The organism is Aquipuribacter hungaricus (genome assembly GCF_037860755.1).
Taxonomy (GTDB): domain Bacteria; phylum Actinomycetota; class Actinomycetes; order Actinomycetales; family JBBAYJ01; genus Aquipuribacter; species Aquipuribacter hungaricus.
In genome coordinates, this window is the sequence record NZ_JBBEOI010000014.1 from 16,909 (window position 1) to 35,897 (window position 18,989).

At 75.9% G+C, this 18,989-nt stretch carries 21 protein-coding genes; 11 read left to right on the plus strand and 10 right to left on the minus strand.

The features are described 5' to 3' along the window. The first annotated feature begins 99 nt into the window (after positions 1-99). The gene (locus WCS02_RS04000; protein WP_340290065.1) at positions 100-1,320 is read left to right on the plus strand and encodes an epoxide hydrolase family protein; all 1,221 of its coding nucleotides are present in this window, start codon (positions 100-102) and stop codon (positions 1,318-1,320) included. Positions 1,321-1,366: 46 nt separating this feature from the next. Here the strand turns inward: WCS02_RS04000 and WCS02_RS04005 are convergent, their stop codons facing one another. Beyond that, a complete protein-coding gene (locus tag WCS02_RS04005) occupies positions 1,367-2,869 on the minus strand; it encodes a sugar porter family MFS transporter (protein ID WP_340290068.1) in 1,503 nt (500 codons plus the stop codon). A 140-nt stretch (positions 2,870-3,009) separates the two neighbouring features. Between WCS02_RS04005 and WCS02_RS04010 the strand changes: the two genes are divergently transcribed. From WCS02_RS04010 to WCS02_RS04025, 4 genes are all read left to right on the plus strand, one after another. Continuing rightward, the gene (locus WCS02_RS04010; protein ID WP_340290071.1) at positions 3,010-3,798 is read left to right on the plus strand and encodes an ABC transporter ATP-binding protein; all 789 of its coding nucleotides are present in this window, start codon (positions 3,010-3,012) and stop codon (positions 3,796-3,798) included. Then, the gene (locus tag WCS02_RS04015) at positions 3,795-4,556 is read left to right on the plus strand and encodes an ABC transporter permease (protein WP_340290074.1); all 762 of its coding nucleotides are present in this window, start codon (positions 3,795-3,797) and stop codon (positions 4,554-4,556) included. Before WCS02_RS04010 ends, WCS02_RS04015 begins: the two co-directional genes overlap by 4 nt. Before the next feature lie 122 nt (positions 4,557-4,678). Next, positions 4,679-5,536 (plus strand): MerR family transcriptional regulator, encoded by an 858-nt coding sequence (locus tag WCS02_RS04020; protein WP_340290077.1) that lies wholly within the window; start codon positions 4,679-4,681, stop codon positions 5,534-5,536. Between the two features lie 27 nt (positions 5,537-5,563). After that, a complete protein-coding gene (locus WCS02_RS04025) occupies positions 5,564-6,589 on the plus strand; it encodes a serine hydrolase domain-containing protein (RefSeq protein WP_340290080.1) in 1,026 nt (341 codons plus the stop codon). A gap of 27 nt (positions 6,590-6,616) precedes the next feature. Here the strand turns inward: WCS02_RS04025 and WCS02_RS04030 are convergent, their stop codons facing one another. Further along, entirely contained in the window at positions 6,617-7,027 is a 411-nt protein-coding gene (locus tag WCS02_RS04030) for a RidA family protein (RefSeq protein ID WP_340290083.1), read from the minus strand. Positions 7,028-7,068: 41 nt separating this feature from the next. Next, positions 7,069-7,665 carry a nucleotidyltransferase domain-containing protein gene (locus WCS02_RS04035; RefSeq protein ID WP_376984083.1) on the minus strand — a complete coding sequence of 199 codons (597 nt, stop codon included), beginning with the start codon at positions 7,663-7,665 and terminating at the stop codon, positions 7,069-7,071. Between the two features lie 59 nt (positions 7,666-7,724). Here WCS02_RS04035 and WCS02_RS04040 point away from each other — a divergent pair, with 59 nt between their 5' ends. After that, the gene (locus WCS02_RS04040) at positions 7,725-8,774 is read left to right on the plus strand and encodes a S66 family peptidase (protein WP_340290089.1); all 1,050 of its coding nucleotides are present in this window, start codon (positions 7,725-7,727) and stop codon (positions 8,772-8,774) included. A 34-nt stretch (positions 8,775-8,808) separates the two neighbouring features. On the opposite strand, the gene WCS02_RS04045 is transcribed toward WCS02_RS04040, so the two are convergent. From WCS02_RS04045 to WCS02_RS04055, 3 genes are read right to left on the minus strand one after another with little or no spacing between them, the layout of a single operon-like run. After that, a complete protein-coding gene (locus WCS02_RS04045; protein WP_340290092.1) occupies positions 8,809-9,453 on the minus strand; it encodes a dihydrofolate reductase family protein in 645 nt (214 codons plus the stop codon). A 5-nt stretch (positions 9,454-9,458) separates the two neighbouring features. Next, positions 9,459-10,685 carry a hypothetical protein gene (locus tag WCS02_RS04050; protein WP_340290095.1) on the minus strand — a complete coding sequence of 409 codons (1,227 nt, stop codon included), beginning with the start codon at positions 10,683-10,685 and terminating at the stop codon, positions 9,459-9,461. 48 nt (positions 10,686-10,733) lie between these two features. Beyond that, positions 10,734-11,126, minus strand: coding sequence for a nuclear transport factor 2 family protein (locus WCS02_RS04055; RefSeq protein ID WP_340290098.1), 393 nt, complete (start codon positions 11,124-11,126; stop codon positions 10,734-10,736). Between the two features lie 78 nt (positions 11,127-11,204). On the opposite strand from WCS02_RS04055, the gene WCS02_RS04060 reads away from it, so the two are divergent. Continuing rightward, on the plus strand, positions 11,205-12,029 hold the full coding sequence (locus WCS02_RS04060; protein WP_340290101.1) for a MerR family transcriptional regulator: 825 nt from the start codon (positions 11,205-11,207) through the stop codon (positions 12,027-12,029). 24 nt (positions 12,030-12,053) lie between these two features. Here the strand turns inward: WCS02_RS04060 and WCS02_RS04065 are convergent, their stop codons facing one another. Together WCS02_RS04065 and WCS02_RS04070 are read right to left on the minus strand one after the other, a co-directional pair. Further along, on the minus strand, positions 12,054-12,713 hold the full coding sequence (locus WCS02_RS04065) for a class I SAM-dependent DNA methyltransferase (RefSeq protein ID WP_340290104.1): 660 nt from the start codon (positions 12,711-12,713) through the stop codon (positions 12,054-12,056). Positions 12,714-12,984: 271 nt separating this feature from the next. Continuing rightward, positions 12,985-14,205 (minus strand): hypothetical protein, encoded by a 1,221-nt coding sequence (locus WCS02_RS04070; RefSeq protein ID WP_340290107.1) that lies wholly within the window; start codon positions 14,203-14,205, stop codon positions 12,985-12,987. Positions 14,206-14,329: 124 nt separating this feature from the next. On the opposite strand from WCS02_RS04070, the gene WCS02_RS04075 reads away from it, so the two are divergent. Continuing rightward, a complete protein-coding gene (locus WCS02_RS04075; RefSeq protein WP_340290110.1) occupies positions 14,330-14,746 on the plus strand; it encodes a hypothetical protein in 417 nt (138 codons plus the stop codon). Positions 14,747-14,776: 30 nt separating this feature from the next. On the opposite strand, the gene WCS02_RS04080 is transcribed toward WCS02_RS04075, so the two are convergent. Then, positions 14,777-15,241, minus strand: a complete 465-nt coding sequence (locus tag WCS02_RS04080; RefSeq protein ID WP_340290113.1) for an SRPBCC family protein — start codon at positions 15,239-15,241, stop codon at positions 14,777-14,779. Positions 15,242-15,299: 58 nt separating this feature from the next. Between WCS02_RS04080 and WCS02_RS04085 the strand changes: the two genes are divergently transcribed. The 3 genes from WCS02_RS04085 (at position 15,300) to WCS02_RS04095 (ending at position 18,712) form a co-directional block, all read left to right on the plus strand. After that, positions 15,300-16,814, plus strand: coding sequence for a glutamine synthetase beta-grasp domain-containing protein (locus WCS02_RS04085; RefSeq protein ID WP_340290116.1), 1,515 nt, complete (start codon positions 15,300-15,302; stop codon positions 16,812-16,814). Between the two features lie 42 nt (positions 16,815-16,856). Next, the gene (locus WCS02_RS04090; protein WP_340290118.1) at positions 16,857-17,585 is read left to right on the plus strand and encodes an AAA family ATPase; all 729 of its coding nucleotides are present in this window, start codon (positions 16,857-16,859) and stop codon (positions 17,583-17,585) included. 128 nt (positions 17,586-17,713) lie between these two features. Then, the gene (locus tag WCS02_RS04095) at positions 17,714-18,712 is read left to right on the plus strand and encodes a sensor domain-containing diguanylate cyclase (RefSeq protein ID WP_340290121.1); all 999 of its coding nucleotides are present in this window, start codon (positions 17,714-17,716) and stop codon (positions 18,710-18,712) included. A 25-nt stretch (positions 18,713-18,737) separates the two neighbouring features. Here the strand turns inward: WCS02_RS04095 and WCS02_RS04100 are convergent. Next, positions 18,738-18,989 (minus strand): cold-shock protein (locus WCS02_RS04100; protein ID WP_340290124.1); only part of this gene is annotated, 252 nt, incomplete at its 5' end.

Sequence of the window (18,989 nt, forward strand, 5' to 3'; positions counted from 1 at the left end):
CCGGATCTCAGACGATCTGCTGTCGGGATGGTGTGGCGTGACGGGTCGTCGGGGGACCGAGCCGTGGCCGCCCACCCGACCGCCCACCAGGAGGCAGCCATGACCACCACAGCCCGCACCGACCCCGCGACGGACGACCTCACCCAGCCCCCGGCAGACCCGGCCGGCCACGAGCAGGTGCGCCCCTTCGCGCCGGACGTGCCGCAGGCCGCCCTGGACGACCTGCGCCGCCGGCTGCAGCAGACCCGCTGGCCGGACCCGGAGACGGTCGACGACTCCAGCCAGGGCCCCCGCCTGTCCAGGCTGCAGGCGCTCGTCGAGCACTGGCGCGACCGCTACGCCTGGCGGCGCTGCGAGGCGCTGCTGGCCGGCCTCGGGCAGTCGGTGACGACCATCGACGGGCTGGACATCCACTTCCTCCACGTCCGCTCGCCGGAGCCCGGCGCGCTGCCCCTGGTCCTGACCCACGGCTGGCCCGGCTCGGTGCTGGAGTTCCGGCACGTCATCGGTCCGCTCACCGACCCTGTCGCTCACGGCGGGCGGGCCGAGGACGCGTTCCACGTCGTCGTCCCGTCCCTGCCGGGCTTCGGCTTCTCGGGCAGGCCGACGGGGACGGGGTGGGGGCTCGCCCGGACCGCCGCGGCGTGGTCGACCCTGGTGCAGCGGCTGGGCTACGACCGCTGGGTCGCGCAGGGCGGCGACTGGGGCGCCGCCGTCACCACCGTGCTCGCCCACATGGGCCCTGGGGGGCTGGCAGGCATCCACCTCAACCTCGTCGCGTTCCGGCCGACCGCCGAGGAGGTGGCCGCCGCGACGCCCCACGAGCAGCGGATGCTCGACGACGCCGCCCGCTACGGCCGCGAGCTGTCGGCCTACATGCCGTTGCAGGCGACGCGGCCGCAGACGATCGGGTACTCCCTGGCGGACTCCCCCGTCGGCCAGGCAGCGTGGATCTACGCCATGTTCCAGGACGTGTCGGACAGCGGCGGCGACGCCGAGAGCGTCTTCACCCTCGACGAGATGCTCGACGACATCACCCTGTACTGGCTCACGAACACCGCAGCGTCCTCGGCCCGGCTGTACTGGGAGGCGATGGGCCCGGGCGCCGCCGGCCCTCCCCCGTCGGGTCCGGTGACGCTCCCCACCGGCATCAGCATGTTCCCCGCGGAGCAGGTCCGGCTGTCACGGCGCTGGGCCGAGAGCCGGTTCAGCAGCCTGGTCCACTTCGACGAGCTCGAGGCCGGCGGGCACTTCGCCGCCCTGGAGCAGCCGGCCCTGTTCGTCGACCAGCTGCGGACGACCTTCCGCGGGCTGCGCTGACCGCGACGGTGCCCGGGGCGGGTGACCGCCCGGGCACCGTCGACCCTCAGTGGTCCGACCGGCCCCCGCCGGTGCCGGCGTCCCCGCGGGCGGCGGCGTCCCCGCGGGGCGTCCCCGCCACCGGGTGCGCGAGGTCGGCGGGCGTGAACCTCCCGCTGCGGAGGTGGCCCTCGATCTGCTCGAGGCTGCGGCCGGTCAGCTCGGGCATCTTCCGGTAGAGGAAGACGAAGGCGGCCACGTTGAACGCCGCGTACAGCCAGAACGTCTGCCCCGTCCCGATCGTGTTGATGATGGTGAGCAGGGTCAGCGTGATGAGCAGGTTCGTGCCCCACAGCGAGGCGGACTGGGCTGCGGCACCCGCGGCCCGGGTGGCCAGCGGGTAGATCTCCGAGCCGGTGAGCCAGCCCATCAGCTGGATGCCGCCCGCGGTGAACGCCATGAAGACCACGAGCGTCGCGACGATCCACGGCACCATCTCCGGGCCGTCGTTGCCGGTGACGAAGAACGTGCCCAGCACGAGGAGCGCCAGCGCCGCCCCCGGCAGGGTGAGCAGGGTCAGACGGCGACGGCCGACCTTGTCGATGATGGCCAGCCCGATGAGCTGGGTGACCAGGTAGGTGACGCCGAGGGCGACGGACACCCGCAGGGCGGCGGAGTCCGAGAAGCCGTTGTCGGTGAGGATCGTCGGCGAGTAGTAGATGATCATCTCGATCCCCGACAGCTGGGTGAAGACCGCCAGGCCGCAGCCGACGACGAGCGCGGGACGCACCCAGCCCTCGCGCAGCCCCCGCCAGCCGCGGGTGGTCTCCTGCTCCTCCGCCCGGACCGCCTCGCGCACCTCGTCCAGCTCGGGACCCACGTCGGAGCCCTGCGAGCGCACCCGCTCCAGGGCGGCACGGGCGCCGTCGTCGTCACCACGTGCCGCGAGCCACCGGGGGCTCTCCGGCAGCCGGAGCATGAGCACGAGCATGATGGCGGCGGGGACCGAGGCCGCACCGACGGCCACCCGCCAGTCGACCACCTCTGCCGCCCCGACCACGGTGGAGATGACGATGCCGACGCCGATCGCCACCTGGAAGAACAGGACCAGGCGGCCGCGGAACTTCGTCGGGGCCAGCTCGGCGACGTAGATGGGCGCGGTCTGCGTGGCCCCGCCGACGGCGAAGCCGAGCACCAGGCGGCCGAGGACGAGCATGAGCGGGTTCGGCGCCAGCGCCGCCCACAGCGCCCCGACGACGAACACGACGGCGACCAGCACCAGGGTCGTGCGCCGCCCCCGCGTCTCCGACAGCCGGCTGCAGGTCAGCGCGCCGACCACCGCGCCGAGCAGGATGGACGCCGCGATCACCTGCTGCATGCCGTCGCCCACGCCGAAGTCGTCGGTGATCTGCAGCAGGGCCCCGGAGATGATCCCGGTGTCGTAGCCGTACAGCAGCCCCGAGATCGCCGACACCAGGGCGACCACGACCACCGACCCGGTCAGCCGCCCGCCGTCGTCCCCGCTGCCGCCGTGGTCCACGCCCTGCTCCGTCGCGCGCGCTGGCTCCATGACCCCTGCACCTGCCCCTCCGGGTGACCCCCGGCCCCCGAGGTGCGTCAGAGGCTAGGGACGCCCCACCGAGCGCGCCACCGGCCGCGGCGGGCGGAGGGCTTGACCCTGACGCTGCGTCAGGGCCGGACGCTGGCGCCATGACCACGACACCCGCACTGCAGACCGTGGGGCTGACGAAGTCCTACGGCGACCACGCCGTGCTCCGGGGGGTGGACCTCACCGTCCCCCGGGGCAGCGTCCAGGCCCTCCTGGGGTCCAACGGCGCCGGCAAGACCACCACGGTGAAGATCCTGGCCACCCTGCTCAGGGCCGACGGCGGGACCGCCACCGTCGCCGGCCACGACGTGGCCACCGACCCGGCCGGCGTGAGGAGGGCCATCAGCCTCACCGGGCAGTTCGCCGCCGTCGACGACGTCCTGACCGGTCGCGAGAACCTCCTCCTCGTCGCCGCGCTCAGGCGCCTGCCCCGACCCCGCGCGGCCGCGGACGACCTGCTGGACCGGTTCGACCTGGCAGACGCCGCCGGTCGCCGGGCGGCGACGTACTCCGGCGGCATGCGCCGGCGCCTGGACCTCGCCATGAGCCTGGTCGGGGACCCGGCCGTGCTGTTCCTCGACGAGCCGACGACCGGGCTGGACCCGCAGTCCCGGGCCGAGGTCTGGCGGACCGTCCGGGAGCTGGCGGGGCGGGGCACGACGGTCCTGCTCACCACGCAGCACCTGGAGGAGGCCGAGCACCTGGCCGACCGGGTCGCCATCCTCCACGAGGGGCGCGTCATCGCCGACGGGACGGTCGCCGAGCTCCGGCGGCTGCTGCCGCCGGCCCGGGTCGAGCTCGTCGAGAAGCAGCCGAGCCTGGAGGACGTGTTCCTCGCGGTCGTCGGCGACGGCCCCACCGCACGCGACCAGGACGGGGACCGACGATGACCACGGCCGTCCTCCACGACACCCGGACCATGCTCGGGCGGTGCCTGCGTCACGTCGTGCGCAGCCCCGACACGATCATCACGACGGCCGTGACGCCGGTGGCGATGCTCCTGCTGTTCGTCTACGTCTTCGGCGGCGCGATCGACGCGGGGGGCGAGGACTACGTCGGCTACCTGCTGCCGGGGGTCCTCCTGGTGACGATCGCCTCGAGCGTCGCCTACACCGCCTTCCGGCTGTACACCGACGTCTCGGGCGGGCTCTTCGAGCGGTTCCGCTCCATGCCCGTCGCCCGCCAGGCCCTGCTGTGGGGCCACGTCCTGACCTCCGTCGTGGCCACGCTCGTGTCCCTCGCGCTGGTCGTCGTCGTCGCGCTCGTCATGGGCTTCCGGTCCGGGGCGGGGCCGCTGGCGTGGCTGGCCGTGCTCGGCATCCTCGTGCTCCTCACCCTGGCCCTGACCTGGCTCGCGGTGGTGCCCGGGCTGACGGCGCGCTCCGTGGACGGCGTCAGCGGGTTCTCCTACCCGCTGGTGTTCCTGCCGTTCGTCAGCTCCGCCTTCGTGCCGACCGACGGCATGCCCGCCCCGGTGCGCTGGTTCGCCGAGAACCAGCCCGTCACGGCCATCGTCGACACCGTCCGGAGCCTCCTCGCCGAGCAGCCCGTCGGGGGCCAGGGCTGGCTCGCCGTCGCGTGGTGCCTAGGTCTGCTGCTCGTCGCCTACCTGCTCGCCCTGGCCACCTACCGCCGCACGACCGGGTAGAGCAGCATCGGCCGACGACCGACCATGCGACGACCCGCCGCCGCCGGCGCGGAGGAGGAGCACGACATGCAGGCACCCGACGTCGGGGACGGGACGGACGCCGCGGTCCGGGGGGCCGTGCGGTGCTGACCATCGGGCAGCTGGCGGCCTACGCCGGCGTGACGGTCCGGACCGTGCGGCACTACCACGCCACGGGCCTGCTGCCCGAGCCCGAGAGGGACGCGTCGGGCTACCGGCGCTACGACGCCACGGCCGTGGTCGACCTGGTCAAGGTCCGCACCCTGGCCGAGGCCGGCGTCCCGCTGTCCCGGGTGCAGCAGCTGCTGGCCGCCGACGAGGAAGAGTTCGCGGCGGCGGTGCAGGAGATCGACCGGAGACTGCGCGCCGGCATCCGCGACCTCCAGCGCCACCGCAGCCGCATCGCGCAGCTGGCGGCCGGCGACAGCCTCGCGCTGCCGCCCGAGGCGGTCGCCTACCTGGACCGGATGCGCGAGCTCGGGTTCCGGGAGCGGATGGTCGAGGTGGAGCGCGACAGCTGGATCCTCATCGCGGCGCGGATGCCGGAGCAGGTCCCGGCGTTCATGGCCATGAAGCACGCGACCCTGGAGAACGAGACGCTGCGCCGCCTCTACCTGGCGATGGGCGAGCTCGCCGACTGCGGCCCCGACGACCCCCGGCTGCCCGCGCTGGCCGACAACGTCGCGGCGTTCCTCGAGGCCGAGACCGCGGCCGCCGAGGCCGCCCTCGCCGTCACGGGGACCGACCCTCGGACCGAGGAGCCGTCGGTCAGCGCGGACCTCGTCGCCCTGCTCGACGGCGCGTTCGTCGAGTCCTTCCCCTGCGCGCCGCGGCTGCTGCGCCTGCTGGAGGAGCGCGGCTGGACGGGGTGGACCGACGTCAGGCGGACAGAGGTCGCCTCCTCCGTCGGCGAGGGCCGCACCGAGGGCGTCGGCTCCCAGGGCACGCTCACCGTCCGCTGACCCGGGCCTGTGTGCTGGGATCACCGCATGAGCCCTGACGCTGACCTGGCCGACCGGGTGCGGGACGCCGCCCAGCGGGAGGCGCGTCGGCACGACGGGCTCGTGGTGGCCGCGGTCGCCGGTGGGCGCACCGCCGTCCACGGCGCGGGGCGGGGCGCCGCGGCCGCGCCGGACGGGAGCACCCTGTTCCAGGTCGGGTCGGTCACCAAGGTGTTCACCACCCTCGCCCTCGCGGCGGCGGTGACCCGCGGCGAGCTGTCGCTCGACACCCCCGTGGACGACCTGCTCCCCGCGCTGCCCACGCCGGCTCCCCGGCCGCCGATCACCCTGGCGCAGCTCGCCTCCCACTCCTCGGGCCTGCCGCGCCTGCCCCCCGGGGTGCTGCTGCGCGGCCTGCGCCAGCGCTCGGACCCCTACCGCGGCCTCGGCCCCGAGGACCTGCTCGCCGCCTACGCCAGGGCCCGGCCCAGCGCCCGCCCGGGACGGCGGGTGACCTACTCCAACTTCGGCGTCGCCCTGCTCGGGGCTGCCCTGGCCCGGCACGCGGGCACCTCGTGGGAGCAGCTGGTCGCCGACGAGGTCACCGGTCCGCTCGGGCTGCGTGACACCGTGCCCGCCGTGCGCCCGGACCAGCAGGACCGCCGGGCCGCCGGGCACTCGCGCCGTGGCCGACCGGTGCCGGACTGGGACCTGGCCGCGGTCGCGCCCGCCGGCGGCCTGTGGTCGAGCGCGGACGACGTGCTCGCCTTCGTCCGCGCCCACCTCGTCCCCCAGGAAGGCCCGCTGTCCGGTGCCCTGCGGCTGGTGCAGGAGCCGCAGGCACGCGCCAACCGGTGGCTGCAGGTCTGCTCCGGCTGGATGCTCACCCCGCTGCGGGGGTCCGACCACCCCGTCTGGTGGCACAACGGGGGCACCGGCGGATTCGCGTCGTTCGTCGGCTTCCAGCCGGACCTGGGGACCGGGGTCGTCGTCCTGAGCTCCACCGCACGCTCGGTGGACCGGGCCGGCATGTCGTTGCTGACCGAGCTCGTCAACACTGCCGAGGCCGGCTGAGGCGTCAGCGTCTCGCGGCGCCGCGCCCTACCCGTCCGTGAGCGCGGCGACCGCGTCCACCTCGACGAGCTGGTCCGCGTAGCCCAGGGCGGCGACCCCGAGCAGGGTGCTGGGCGGGTCGTGCGGCGCGAGCGCGTCGCGCACGACCTCCCACGCGGCGACGAGGTCGCGCTGGTCGGAGGAGGCGACGTAGACGGTCGTGCGCACGATGTCGCCCAGGCCGGCGCCGGCCTCCTCCAGGCTGGTCGCCAGGTTGGACATCACCTGCGCGGCCTGCGCCCGCACGTCACCGGCACCCACCGTGGCGCCGTCCTCGTCGAGCGGGCAGGCGCCGGCCGCGAACACCAGGCGCGCCCCCGCCGGGGTGACCGCGGCGTAGGCGTACTCCGCGGCGCTGGACAGCCGGACGCTCCGCACGAGCCGGGCAGCCGGAGGCATGCCGCAGCCTCCCGCGGCCGGTCCGGCCGTGTCGACAGCGCTCACCGTTCCTGGCGCGATGGCTCCCGGTCCGAAAGCTCCGACCGCTCCGACCGCTCCGACCGCTCCGACGGCTCCGACCGGTCAGCGAGCAGCTGCCGCAGCAGCCGGACGTCCGCGGCGTGCGCGGGCGGCAGGTCGTAGCCCTGGTGGCAGGCCAGCTGCAGGTCGGCCGTCATGCAGCGCACCCGGACCCCGCCGACGGTGCCGGTGCCGCTGAGACCGGCCGTGGTGAGCACCACGTCGGTGTCCCACAGGAGGACGACGCCGGTGTCCAGGCCGTCGCAGACGTGGACGTCGACCTCGCGGCCGTCCGTGCAGGCGAGGACAAAGGCCGACGGGGGCGGGTCACCCAGGAGCGGGTGGCGCCCGGGGAGGTCACGGCTCTCCGGCCACGCGCGGGCGAGCCGGAACCCCTCCTCCGCCAGGAGGTCGAGCACCCCCGGGAGGGCGGCGAGGTCGACGACGACGTCCAGGTCCTTGTGCTCCCGCGTCACGCGACCCGCGAGCGCATCGACGCCCCACCCACCCAGGACGCACCAGTCGAACTCGCGTCCGCGCAGCCGGAGCTGGAGGCCCGCCACCTGCTCGGCGCTCATCACGCGGACATGGTGCCGCGCACGCGGGACCGCCGGGCCGCTGCGCTTGACTGGCACGCATGGTCGAGCCCCTGGTCCACCCGCCCAAGGCGGTCCCCGGCGACAAGGTCGCGGTCGTCTCCCCCTCCTTCGCGGCGCCGTCGGTCGGACCGCGGGTGCACGAGCAGGCGATGCGGCGGCTCACGGAGCTGACCGGGCTCGTCCCTGTCGAGTACCCGACGACCCGTGCGGCGGGCTCCTCGCCCGAGGCCAGGGCGGCGGACCTCGACGCGGCCTTCGGGGACCCGGAGATCCGGGCCGTGCTCGCCACCGTCGGCGGCGAGGACCTGATCACCGTCGTCCCGCACCTGGACCCCGCCCTGGTCCGTGCGGACCCCAAGCCGTTCCTCGGCTACAGCGACTGCACCAACCTGCTCAGCTGGCTGTGGACCCACGGGGTCGCCGGGTTCTACGGCGGCTCCACGCAGGTGCACCTGGGCGCCGGGCCCGCCGTCGACGACGTCCACGCGCGCTCGCTGCGGGCGGCGCTGCTGACCGGCGGCACCCTGGAGGTCACGGAGCCCGGCGAGTCCGAGGACTTCGGCAGGCCGTGGGACGACCCCGCCGCCCTGACCGAGCACGGCGACCGCGAGCCGACCGAGGCCTGGACCTGGGCCGGGCCCGCCCGCTCCGTGACGGGTCGGACCTGGGGAGGGTGCGTCGAGGTCCTGCAGTGGCTGCTCACCGCGGGCCGGTTCCCGACCGACCCCGCCGTGCTGGCGGGCGGGGTCCTCCTGCTCGAGACCTCCGAGGAGCTCGTCCCCGCCCGGGAGCTCGGGTGGGTGCTGCGCTCCCTCGGCGAGCGGGGCCTGCTCGAGGCGGTGGACGCCGTCGTCGTCGCCCGGCCCCCGGCCTCCTCCCCCGACGTCCGCCGCGGTCGCGAGGAGCGGGCCGCCCACCGGGCCGAGCAGCGGGACACGGCGCTCGCGGTGCTGGGCCGCTACAACCCGGGGGCCGTGGTCGTCGTGGGGGTGCCGTTCGGCCACACCCGGCCCCAGTGGGTCCTCCCCTACGGCGGCCTCGTCACCGTCGACGGCGCGACCCGCACCATGCGGGCCGACTACTCCTGACTCACCGGCACCCCGGCGTCACCTCACCGCCACGTCACCGCCGCCAGAAGAGGTGGTGCACCACCCCGCTGGGGCTCGGGACGACGTCGTGGTGGAACCGGTCGTCGAGCTCGTCCGGCGACTCCCAGAGCCTGGTGCCCGACCTGAGCTCCAGGGGGGCCACCGCGACGTGCAGGGTGTCGACGAGGTCCGCGTCGAGGAAGGCACGGACGGTCTGCGCGCCGCCGCCGAGGCGGACGTCACGGCCACCGGCCGCCCCGCGGGCCTGGTCGAGCACCTCCGCCGGCGTCCCGTCGACGAAGTGGAACGTCGTCGCGCCCAGGCTGAACGACGGCCGCAGGTGGTGGGTGAGGACGAAGACCGGCGTGCGGAACGGCGGCTCGTCGCCCCACCAGCCCTGCCACGCGTGGTCGGTCCACGGCCCCCGCTGCGGGCCGAACTTGTTGCGCCCCATGATCTCGGCGCCGATCCCGTGGTGGAAGTCCCGGACCAGGGAGTCGTCGAGCCCCCGGGTACCGCCGGGGCCGGCCCGGCCGGGGAAGCTCGCGGTCGCCAGCACCCAGGCCATGAGGTCGCGCGGGTCGGCGTGGCCGAAAGGACGCTCGAGGGTCTGGTCCTCACCGGCACCGTAGCCGTCGGCGGACACGGTGAAGTTCTGGACCTTCAGCAGCTGGGGCACGGGGCCTACCGCGCGGAGAAGAGCGGGCGGTCGGTCCGGGAGTACACCACCGCGTTGCCGTCGTCCTGGGTGACGAACCGGGCGCCGGGGTTGCCCGCCGTGCGCGTGCTCCACACCGCCGACAGCGCCGTCACCGTCCCGGTCGAGCCGCGCACCTCGCGGTACAGCACGAGGTTCCCGTCGCCCTGCATGACGGCGACGTCGACGCCGGCCGTACGGCTGGCCCACACCGCCCGCCCGTCGCGGTAGGTCACCAGGTTCCCGTCGCCCTGCAGCACGGTCACCACCCGACCGCCGGGCGCGGTCCGCCGGTCGCCGGCGCGCAGCACCTCACCGGGCTGCACCGTCGGCACCGACCAGGCGCTGCTCCAGACCGTCGGGGACGACCCGGCGCCGGTGGGGTCGCCGGTGAGGACCATGGCGCCGGCCACGGGGAGCACGAGCCCGGCCTCGCGGCCCTGGTACTGCGACCCCCCCAGGCTGCCGACGGTCCCGGTGGCGAACACCGGGCGCAGGTCCGGGGTGTAGACCACGCCGTTGCCGTCGGTCTGCCGGACGAACGCCGAGCCGGGGACAGAGGTGCGCGAGGACCAGCGGGCGACCCCGTCCAGGTAGACCACGAGGTTGCCGTCGGTCTGCATGACCAGCTGCGTCCCGTCGGCACCGACGAGCCGCTCGCCGGGCAGCAGCTGACCGCCCCTGCGGAGCTCGGCCCGCGGGGCTGCCCCGGCGTCGAAGGCGGCCACCACGGCCGGGCCTGCGTACAGCAGGAGACGGCCCTCGTCGGTCAGCACGAGCCGGTCGGCACCGGCCTCGGCCGGGCTGAAGACCCGCTCGTACGTCCGGCCGGTCGCGACGAGCGAGCCGTCCTCGCGCAGCGTCAGGACGCACGCGTAGATACCGCAGAACCCGGTGTCGGCGACCAGGTACGCCGGCCCGAAACGGGTCGCGGGGCTGACTATGCCCAGCACCGGGTCGATGGTGTTCGCCCGCGACGGGTCCACCACCAGCTCCAGCGAGTACCGGCCACCGGGTGACACGAGCTGCACGTCCGCCGTGCTCTCGCCCCGGCGCAGCTCGTCCCTGACGACGGCCTCGGCGACGGTCGTCACGGACACCGGGACGGCCTCCGCCCCGGACGAGGCGAGCGCGGCCGGGGCCGTCAGCCCCACCCCCAGCAGCACGGCGAGCGCGGTCGTCACGAGCCGGCGCGAGGCGCCCCCAGGTCCCATGGCCGGACGGTATCCCCGGCAGGCGACCGCCACGCCGTGTTCGACGCATCACGTCCCGATGTGCAGCTCGCTCACCAGCCCCTCCCGCAGCGTGAACCGGTACCCGAGGTCGGCGACCCCGCCCGGGAAGTCGCCCTCGATGCGGACGGCCACGAGCCACTGCCCGTCGCCCGTGCGGGAGGCCCCGAGCACCTGCGTGGTGTACGTGAACTCCGCGCCGGACTCGGCGAGGAACCGCCCGACCTCGTCCGCGCCGCGGAACGTGCGGCCCTCGTCGGTGACGACCGCGTCAGGGGCGAAGGCGCGCATCCCGGTCGTCACGTCGCGGACGGCGTGGGCGTCGAGGAAGTCCAGGACGACGGCCGGGAGCACGTCGGTCGCGGTGCCGGTGGTGGAGGTGGAGGTGCGGGTGGAGGGCGTGGTGCTGCTGGTGTCCGTCATGGGACCACCGTCGGCGCTGCCCCGGCGGGAGGGTCAAGGGCTCGACCCTCTCCCCGGGAGAGGGTGCACAGTTCTCGGGTGCTGGCGATCGGCGAGTTCTCCCGGGTGACCCACCTGAGCGTGCGCACGCTGCGCCGCTACCACGACGCGGGGCTGCTGGAGCCGGAGGCGGTCGATCCCGTCAGCGGCTACCGCTCCTACGGCACGCACCAGATCCCGGCAGCCCAGGTCATCCACCGCCTGCGCGAGCTCGACGTGCCGCTGGCCGACGTCCGCCGGATCATGGGCTGCCCGGACCCGGGCGACCGCGCGGGGCTGGTCCAGGAGCACCTGCGGCGGCTGGAGACCGAGCTGGAGCGCACCCGGGCGGCGGTCGCCTCGCTGCGCCGGCTGCTGGACCCCGCCCCGCCGCCCCTGGACGTCCGGCTGCGCACGGTGCCGGCCACCCTCGTCGCCGCGGTGCAGGACGACGGGGCGCTCGAGGACGTCCTCGGCTGGTACGCCGGCGCCACGGCGGAGCTGGACGCCGTGGTGGCAGACCCGGTCGGACCCCCGGGCGGGCTGTACGACGACGAGCTCTTCACCCTCGGCCGCGGGCACGTGCTCGTCTACCGCGAGACGCCCCGACCTCCCCGCAGCGGCCGCGTGCACCCGGTGACCCTGCCCGCCGTCGAGCTCGCGGTCACCACGCACCACGGCGACCACGACGACATCGACGTCACCTACGGCGAGCTCGGCGCATGGGTGACGGCGGACGCGCTCGCCGTGGCCGGACCGGTGCGCGAGCGGTACCTGGTCGGCCCGCGCGACACCGCCGACCCCTCGGCCTGGCGCACCGAGATCGGCTGGCCCGTGTTCCGGCTGTCCCCGGGGGACGTGCCCGGTCCGGCCGCGGGCAGCTGAGCCGTCCGGCCCTGGCGCGGCCGCTCAGGGTCGGCGGGCCACGAGCAGCACCTGCGGGCGGCCCACGGGGGGCGCCGGCGGGAAGCGCAGCTCGACCACCGGCTCCAGGCCCGCGGCGACGAGCAGCGCGGACAGCTGCTCCGGCTGCCACAGGTGGGTGGTCCACCGGACCGGGACGCCGCCGTAGGCCTCGGTGCGCCGGACGTCGCCGTCGCCCGCGTGGGTCCCGACGACCACCTGCCCGCCCGGCACGAGCGCCGCGGCGAACGACGCCAGCACGCCGGGGAGCACGTCCCGGGGCAGGTTGAACAGCGACCACCAACCGAGCACGCCGCCGAGCGAGGCCGGCCCCAGCCGCAGGTCGGTCGCGGAGGCCACCGAGAAGCGCTGCCCCGGGTGCAGCCGGCGGGCGTGGTCGACCATCCGCGGTGACAGGTCCACGCCCCGCACGTCGACACCCAGGCCGGCCAGGTGCGCGGTGACCGTCCCCGGGCCGCAGCCGACGTCGAGCACGGGCCCCCGGCCGCGGACCTCCTCGGCGAACGCCGAGAGCACGGCGCGCAGCCACGGCTCGGGCGACAGGTCGCCCGCCCCCATCTCGACGTAGGCGTCCGCCACCCGGTCGTAGGAGTCCCGCACCTCGGCCAGGTCGGCCGGCTGCTGCGGCCCCGGTGCGTCCGTCATGGGGCGCGAGCCTGCCAGCACGGGGCGGGAGCACCTGCGGTACCGCGCCGGCCCCGACGGCCCTGGCTACCGTCGGGCCTGTGCGCTCCGCCGTGCCACCCGCCCGCCCGTGGCACCGGTCGGGATGGTGTCCGGCTACCGCCTGCTCGGCGCCCGTCGCGGCCGCTGAGCCGGGCGACGGGGACGGCAGGGGCGCACCCCGCCGACCGGCGGGGTGCGCCCCTGCGTGGTGCCCGGGTCAGGTCCGGACCAGGCGGCGGTCAGGCGGTGCTCAGCCGATCCGCCCGGTGGTGCGGCTCCACGTCGGGCGCCCGGCGGGGCCGTAGACGACGACGTTGGAGTCGGCCTGGACGACGAGCGAGCTGCCCGGCGTCCGGGTGCGGGTGTCGAACACCGGGCCCGTGATGCCGCCGAACGCCGTCACCCGGTAGACGACGAAGTTGCCGTCCGGCTGCATGATCGCCAGGCCGGTGACGAACTCCTCGCTGTTGGACGACCCGCGCGGCACGCCGGTGCTGAAGACCGCCCGCACCCCGGTCGCGGTGGAGCAGTACTCGACGAGGTTGCCGTCGGCCTGCATGACGAGGGTGCACGCGCCGGCGGTGCGGAACTCGCCCGGCTCCAGCTCGTCACCGGGCACGAGCACGCCGTCGGTCCCGCGGGGGTCGCCCGCGCGGCGGGAGTTGCTGGCCCACAGCGACACCGGCACACCGGGGTCCGAGCCGCCGGCGGTGAGCCGCTTGACGCTCAGCTCGGTGTCCTCGACCTCGAGCAGGACGATGCTCTCGCTGTCGCCGGTGACGACGCTGCCGCTCGCGTACAGCGGGCGCCGGTCGGCCGCGTACACGACCAGGTTGCCGTCGGCCTGCACCACGGCGGCGGCGCCGGGGTTGCCCGACGTGCGGCTGTCCCACAGCGGGGTGGTGCCGCGGTACAGGACGAGGTTGCCGTCGGTCTGCATCCGCACGGCGGTGCCGCCCGCGCCGGGGACCGCGTCACCGGGCAGCAGCGCGGTGCCCTGGAGCACGAGCTCCTGCTGGTAGGTCGAGGCGTCGGCGACGACCGCGCCGCCCGCGCCGGAGAACACGATGTTGCGGTCGTCCTGCACCCGCACCGCGGTGGCGCCGCTGCCGTCGGTCTCGAAGCTGCTGAGCACCCCGCCCTGCGGGGACAGGACGACGAGGTTGCCGTCGCCCTGCAGCACGACCGAGCCGACCCCGGTCTCCAGCGGCAGCTCGACCGCCGCGACGAAGGCGTTGGCCCGCTCGGTGAGCAGCAGCTCGCCGGTGCGGACCTCCAGGGCGTAGCGGCCGCTCGGGGAGACCAGCCGGTCGCCCTCGACGAGCCGTTCGCCGGTGGTGAGGACGGTGTCGTCGGCCGCGGACGCGGGCGCCGCGGCGACGAGCACGAGGCCGCAGGCCCCGAGGACGGACACCGCGGCAGCGGCGACGGTCCGGCGGGCGCGGGTGGGACGGGACAGCTGCTGGAGCACGGGCTTCCCCCTGGTGTCTGTGGTGGCGCGCCTCGGTGCCCGCCCCCCACGGTGACCGTAGGGCGACGGTGCCGCCCGCGCCGGGGATCGCTGGAGATCGCTGGGACCCGCCTACGCTGCGGCCGTGAGCCCGCCCAGCCGACGGTGGCCGCCCACGCCCGCGGTCCGCGCGACCCACGCGGCGGTGAGCGTCCTCCTCGTGGTGATCGCCTGCGGCATGGTCGTGCGCGGGGAGTGGCTGGGGGCCCTCGTGCCGACGACCGGCGCGGTCGCCCTGCTGCTCGCCGCCTTCGCGACCTCGCTCGACGTCCGCGACGGCCGCCTGGTGGCCCGCAACCTCGGCCTGTGCCGGTCGGTGCCCCTGGCCGACGTCCAGGTCGTCACCATGACGCACCGGGGCCTGTGCTGCGGGAGGTACGACCACGGACCCGTCGTCGCGCTGGCGGTGAGGGGGTCGTGGCTGGCCACCGTGCGGGGCCGGCCGTCGCGGGCCGACCGCGTCGTCGAGGAGCTGCGGCAGCTGCAGGCCGACCTCCGCTGACGGTCCGGCGGTGGGTCCGGACCCCGCGGGCTACAGGTCCTGTCCCCGCGCCGCCGCGACCGTCGCGAGATGGGCGCCGCGCTCGCGCAGCAGCCGACGGAGGTGCGGCCACAGCACCGTCCGCCCCGCCAGCGCACCGACCGGGCCGAGCGGCGCGACGACGTGCATCCGGTCGGTCATCACGGTGCCGCCGTCGCCGTCGGCCTCGAACAGGTGCTCGTGGCGCATGGACGCGAACGGGCCCCGCACCTGCTCGTCGACGAAGCGGTGCGGCCGCTCGTGCTCGGTGATGCGGCTGCTGAGGCGCCACCGCACCCCCAGGTGCCGTGCCGTGAACGTCACCTCGTCGCCCGGGCCCAGCACGCGGGCCCCCCTGGTCGTCGCCGTCTCCCGGCTGCGCGGCAGCGACTCCGCGTGCGCGTCGACGTCGAGCGCCAGGTCGAAGAGGACCGCGGGCGAGCACCGGGCCCGGGTGACGACCACCAGCAGCGGCACGGTCCGCAGCCTAGGCAGTCACCGGGACCCGGACGTCCCCGCGCTGGTAGAAACGGGGATGGCCATCGACGCCCTGGAGCCCGACCCCCTCGTCCGCCTGCTGGGGCCCTCGACCGGCTGGGACGCCGCGGACCTCGTCCGGGCGGTCGAGCAGCTGCAGCTGCGGCAGGTCAACCTCCGCTACGTCGGCGGCGACGGACGGCTCAAGACGCTGGCCTTCCCCGTCGGCTCGCGCGAGCACGTGACGGAGGTGCTGGTCCGCGGCGAGCGGGTCGACGGCTCGAGCATCTTCACCGGGACCGACGCCGGGGCCAGCGACGTCTACCTGGTCCCCCGCCACCGGACCGCCTTCGTCAACCCGTTCGGGGAGCGGCCGTCCCTGGACGTGCTGTGCTCGTTCTACGACCCGTCCGGGGCGCCGCTGCCGTACGCCCGCGAGCAGGTCGTGCGCCGGGCGGCGGAGGTGCTGGAGGAGGAGACCGGCATGACGCTGGAGGCCTTCGGCGAGCTGGAGTACTACCTCGTCGACGAGCCGGACCCGCTGTACCCGGTGGAGGCGGAGCGCGGCTACCAGGAGTCGGGGCCGTTCGCCAAGGGCGAGCGGGTCCGCGAGCAGGTCCTGGGGCACCTCACCGCCATGGGGGTGCAGGTCAAGTACGTCCACGGCGAGGTGGGCAGCATCCTCGAGGACGACCGGCAGCTCGTGCAGCACGAGATCGAGCTGCGGCCGGTCCTCCTCGAGCAGGCGGCCGACGCCCTGGTGCTCACCCGGTGGGTGGTGCGCGAGGTGGCGGCCTCCCACGGCCTGGAGGCCACCTTCGCCCCGCTCGTCAGCGACCAGGGGGCCGGCAACGGCCTGCACGTGCACAGCCGGCTGGTGCGCGACGGCGTCAACGAGACCGTCGACGACGACGGCCTCAGCGTCACCGGTCGGCGGCTCGTGGCGGGGTACCTGTCCGCCGCGCGGGCGCTGACCGCCTTCGCCTGCACGGTCCCCACGTCCTACCTGCGCCTGGAGCTGGGCGAGGAGTCGCCGGAGGAGGTGTGCTGGGGCGAGCAGGACCGGACCGGCCTGGTGCGCGTCCCGCTCGCGTGGGGCGGGGACGTGCTGCCCGGCATGGTGGCGCACGCCAACCCCGGCATGCCCGTCCCGGTCCTGCCCCCGACGACCCACCCGCAGACCGTCGAGCTGCGCCTCGGCGACGGCTCGGCCGACGTCCACCTGCTGCTGGCCGGGATGGCGGTCGCGGCGCGGCAGGGGCTGGCCGACCCCGGCAGCCTCGAGCTGGCCAGGCGGCTGTCGACGGCCGGCCGCGGCGACAGCGACGACGGTCCCGCCGGGGACTCCGACGAGGGCTCCGCCGCCGACCGGCTGCCCGCCTCGTGCGGCGAGTCGGCGGACGCCCTCGAGGCCGCGCGCGGGCTGTTCGAGGCGCACGGGGTCTTCCCGCCCGCCCTCGTCGACCAGGTGCTCGGGCAGCTGCGCGAGGCCGACGAGGCCACCGCCGGCGAGGACGGGCCGGACGGCGGCGGTCCGGAGGAGCTCGTCCGCCGCTACTGGCACGTGGCCTGACGGGGCCCCGCCCCGCGACCCTGGGTGGGCCAGGCTGGGCGGGTGGACACGAGCGGGTGGGGCCTGCCGGTGCGACGGCTCGAGCGCGACCCGGCGCACGGCCGCCCGTCGTCGTGGGCGGCCCGGGTGCCCGCGGTGGCCCAGGTGCTCGACCAGGGCTGGGACCTCGGCCCGGCGACCGTGCTCGTCGGGGAGAACGGGGCCGGCAAGTCGACGCTCGTCGAGGCGCTCGCCGGCGCCGCCGGGCTGGACGTGCGCGGGGGCAGCACGAACACCGCCGGTATGGGCGGCGACGCGCACCCCGACCCGTTGGCCGGGGCGCTGCGCGTGCGGCGCGGCGCCGGCGCCGCACGGTGGGGGTTCTTCCTGCGGGCCGAGACCATGCACGGCGTCTTCGACCGGGTGCACGGCTCGCGGGACGACCCCGACGACTTCCACGCCATGAGCCACGGCGAGTCGTTCCTGTCCCTGCTCGGCACCCGGCGCTTCAGCGGGTCCGGTCTCTACGTCCTCGACGAGCCGGAGAGCGCCCTGTCGTTCACCAGCTGCCTGTCCCTGGTCGGGGTCCTCCACGACCTCGTCGCCACCGGCACCGCGCAGGTCGTGGTGGCGACCCACTCCCCCGTCCTGGCGGCGCTGCCGGGGGCGGACCTGCTGGTGGTGGACGGGGACGGGCTGACCCCGTCGGCGTGGGAGGACCTGCCGCTCGTCGCGCACTGGCGGACGTTCATGGACGACCCGCGCCGGTACCTGCGGCACGTCGTCCCGTGAGGCCCCGGCGGGCGACCGGGGGCGGCCCGCGGGGGTGACACCCCGGGCGCCCTCGCACCACCGGCCCCCCGCGGGGCTAGGTTGGCCCGGCGGCGCGCGAGGTACCGCCAGGAGAGGCTGAGGAGACCGTGGGCGACGACGACCACCAGGACGGGGCCGGCACCGCGGCGACCGTCCCGGGCTCCCCGTTCCCCGGCTTCGCGGAGGCCGCCGAGGCCGTCCTCGCGGACCTGCAGGGGCGCCTCGGCCTCACGCTCTGGCTGGTGACCCGGGCCGTCGGCGAGCACCAGGTCGTCCTGCACGCCCAGGACGCGCCCGAGGGCTACGGCATCACCGCGGGCACGGTGCTCAGCTGGAGCGGCTCGCTGTGCACGGTCATGGCGGCCGGCGACGGCCCGCACGTCGCGCCGCGGGTGGCGGACGTGCCGGCGTACGCCACCGCTCCCAACCGCGCCGTCGCACCCATCGAGGCCTACGTCGGGGTGCCGCTGGTGCAGCCGGACGGGGAGCTGTTCGGGACCCTCTGCGCCTTCGACCCCGAGCCCCAGCCGGGCGCCCTGGTCGAGGCCGAGGACCTCGTCGTCCTGCAGGCGCGCCTGCTGTCGACGGTGCTGCACCTGGAGCTCGGCACCGAGGAACTCCACCGCCGGGCGGAGCGGGCCGAGACCGACGCCACGACCGACGTGCTCACCGGGCTCGGCAACCGTCGCGGCTGGGAGCAGGTGCTCGCGGCGGAGGAGACGCGGTGCAGCCGGTACGGCCACCCCGCGAGCGTCCTCGTCGTCGACCTGGACGAGCTCAAGGTCGTCAACGACGGGTCCGGCCACGCCGCCGGGGACGAGCTGCTGCGCCGGGCCGCGGAGGTGCTGCACGGCTCCCTGCGCAGCACCGACTACGTCGCCCGGGTCGGCGGGGACGAGTTCGCCGTCCTCGCGGTGGAGACCGGGCCCGAGGGCGGCCGGGTGGAGGCAGACCGGCTGCGCGAGGCGCTGCGCGGGGCGGGGATCGCCGCCGCGCTGGGGCTGGGCTCGCGCGCGCCGGACCGCAGCCTCACCGACGCCTGGCGCGACGCCGACGCGGACATGTACCGGCAGAAGCCGTCGCGGCGGACCGCCCGGCAGGACTAGGGGCGGCCCGCGGCGGACGGCCGGGTCAGAGCCGCTCGACCCGGTCGGCCTGCGGGCCGCGGTCGCTCTGTCGGACGCTGAACCGCACCCGGTCGCCCTCGACCAGCGTCGCGCCGCCCAGGACGGACACGTGCACGAACAGGTCGGCGCCCCCGGAGTCCGGGGTGATGAAGCCGAAGCCGCGCTCCGCGTCGTACCGGGCGACCACGCCCTCCCCCGCGCGCGCCGGGGCGCCGCCGGTGCGGGCGCCCGCCTGGCGCGGGGGCGCCGACGTGCG

Coding starts and splice junctions, on each gene's coding strand:
- WCS02_RS04000 (WP_340290065.1), top strand. CDS start 100: ATGACCACCACAGCCCGCACCGACCCCGCGACGGACGACCTCACCCAG.
- WCS02_RS04005 (WP_340290068.1), bottom strand. CDS start 2,869: ATGGAGCCAGCGCGCGCGACGGAGCAGGGCGTGGACCACGGCGGCAGC.
- WCS02_RS04010 (WP_340290071.1), top strand. CDS start 3,010: ATGACCACGACACCCGCACTGCAGACCGTGGGGCTGACGAAGTCCTAC.
- WCS02_RS04015 (WP_340290074.1), top strand. CDS start 3,795: ATGACCACGGCCGTCCTCCACGACACCCGGACCATGCTCGGGCGGTGC.
- WCS02_RS04025 (WP_340290080.1), top strand. CDS start 5,564: ATGAGCCCTGACGCTGACCTGGCCGACCGGGTGCGGGACGCCGCCCAG.
- WCS02_RS04030 (WP_340290083.1), bottom strand. CDS start 7,027: ATGCCTCCGGCTGCCCGGCTCGTGCGGAGCGTCCGGCTGTCCAGCGCC.
- WCS02_RS04035 (WP_376984083.1), bottom strand. CDS start 7,665: ATGAGCGCCGAGCAGGTGGCGGGCCTCCAGCTCCGGCTGCGCGGACGC.
- WCS02_RS04040 (WP_340290089.1), top strand. CDS start 7,725: ATGGTCGAGCCCCTGGTCCACCCGCCCAAGGCGGTCCCCGGCGACAAG.
- WCS02_RS04050 (WP_340290095.1), bottom strand. CDS start 10,685: ATGGGACCTGGGGGCGCCTCGCGCCGGCTCGTGACGACCGCGCTCGCC.
- WCS02_RS04055 (WP_340290098.1), bottom strand. CDS start 11,126: ATGACGGACACCAGCAGCACCACGCCCTCCACCCGCACCTCCACCTCC.
- WCS02_RS04065 (WP_340290104.1), bottom strand. CDS start 12,713: ATGACGGACGCACCGGGGCCGCAGCAGCCGGCCGACCTGGCCGAGGTG.
- WCS02_RS04085 (WP_340290116.1), top strand. CDS start 15,300: ATGGCCATCGACGCCCTGGAGCCCGACCCCCTCGTCCGCCTGCTGGGG.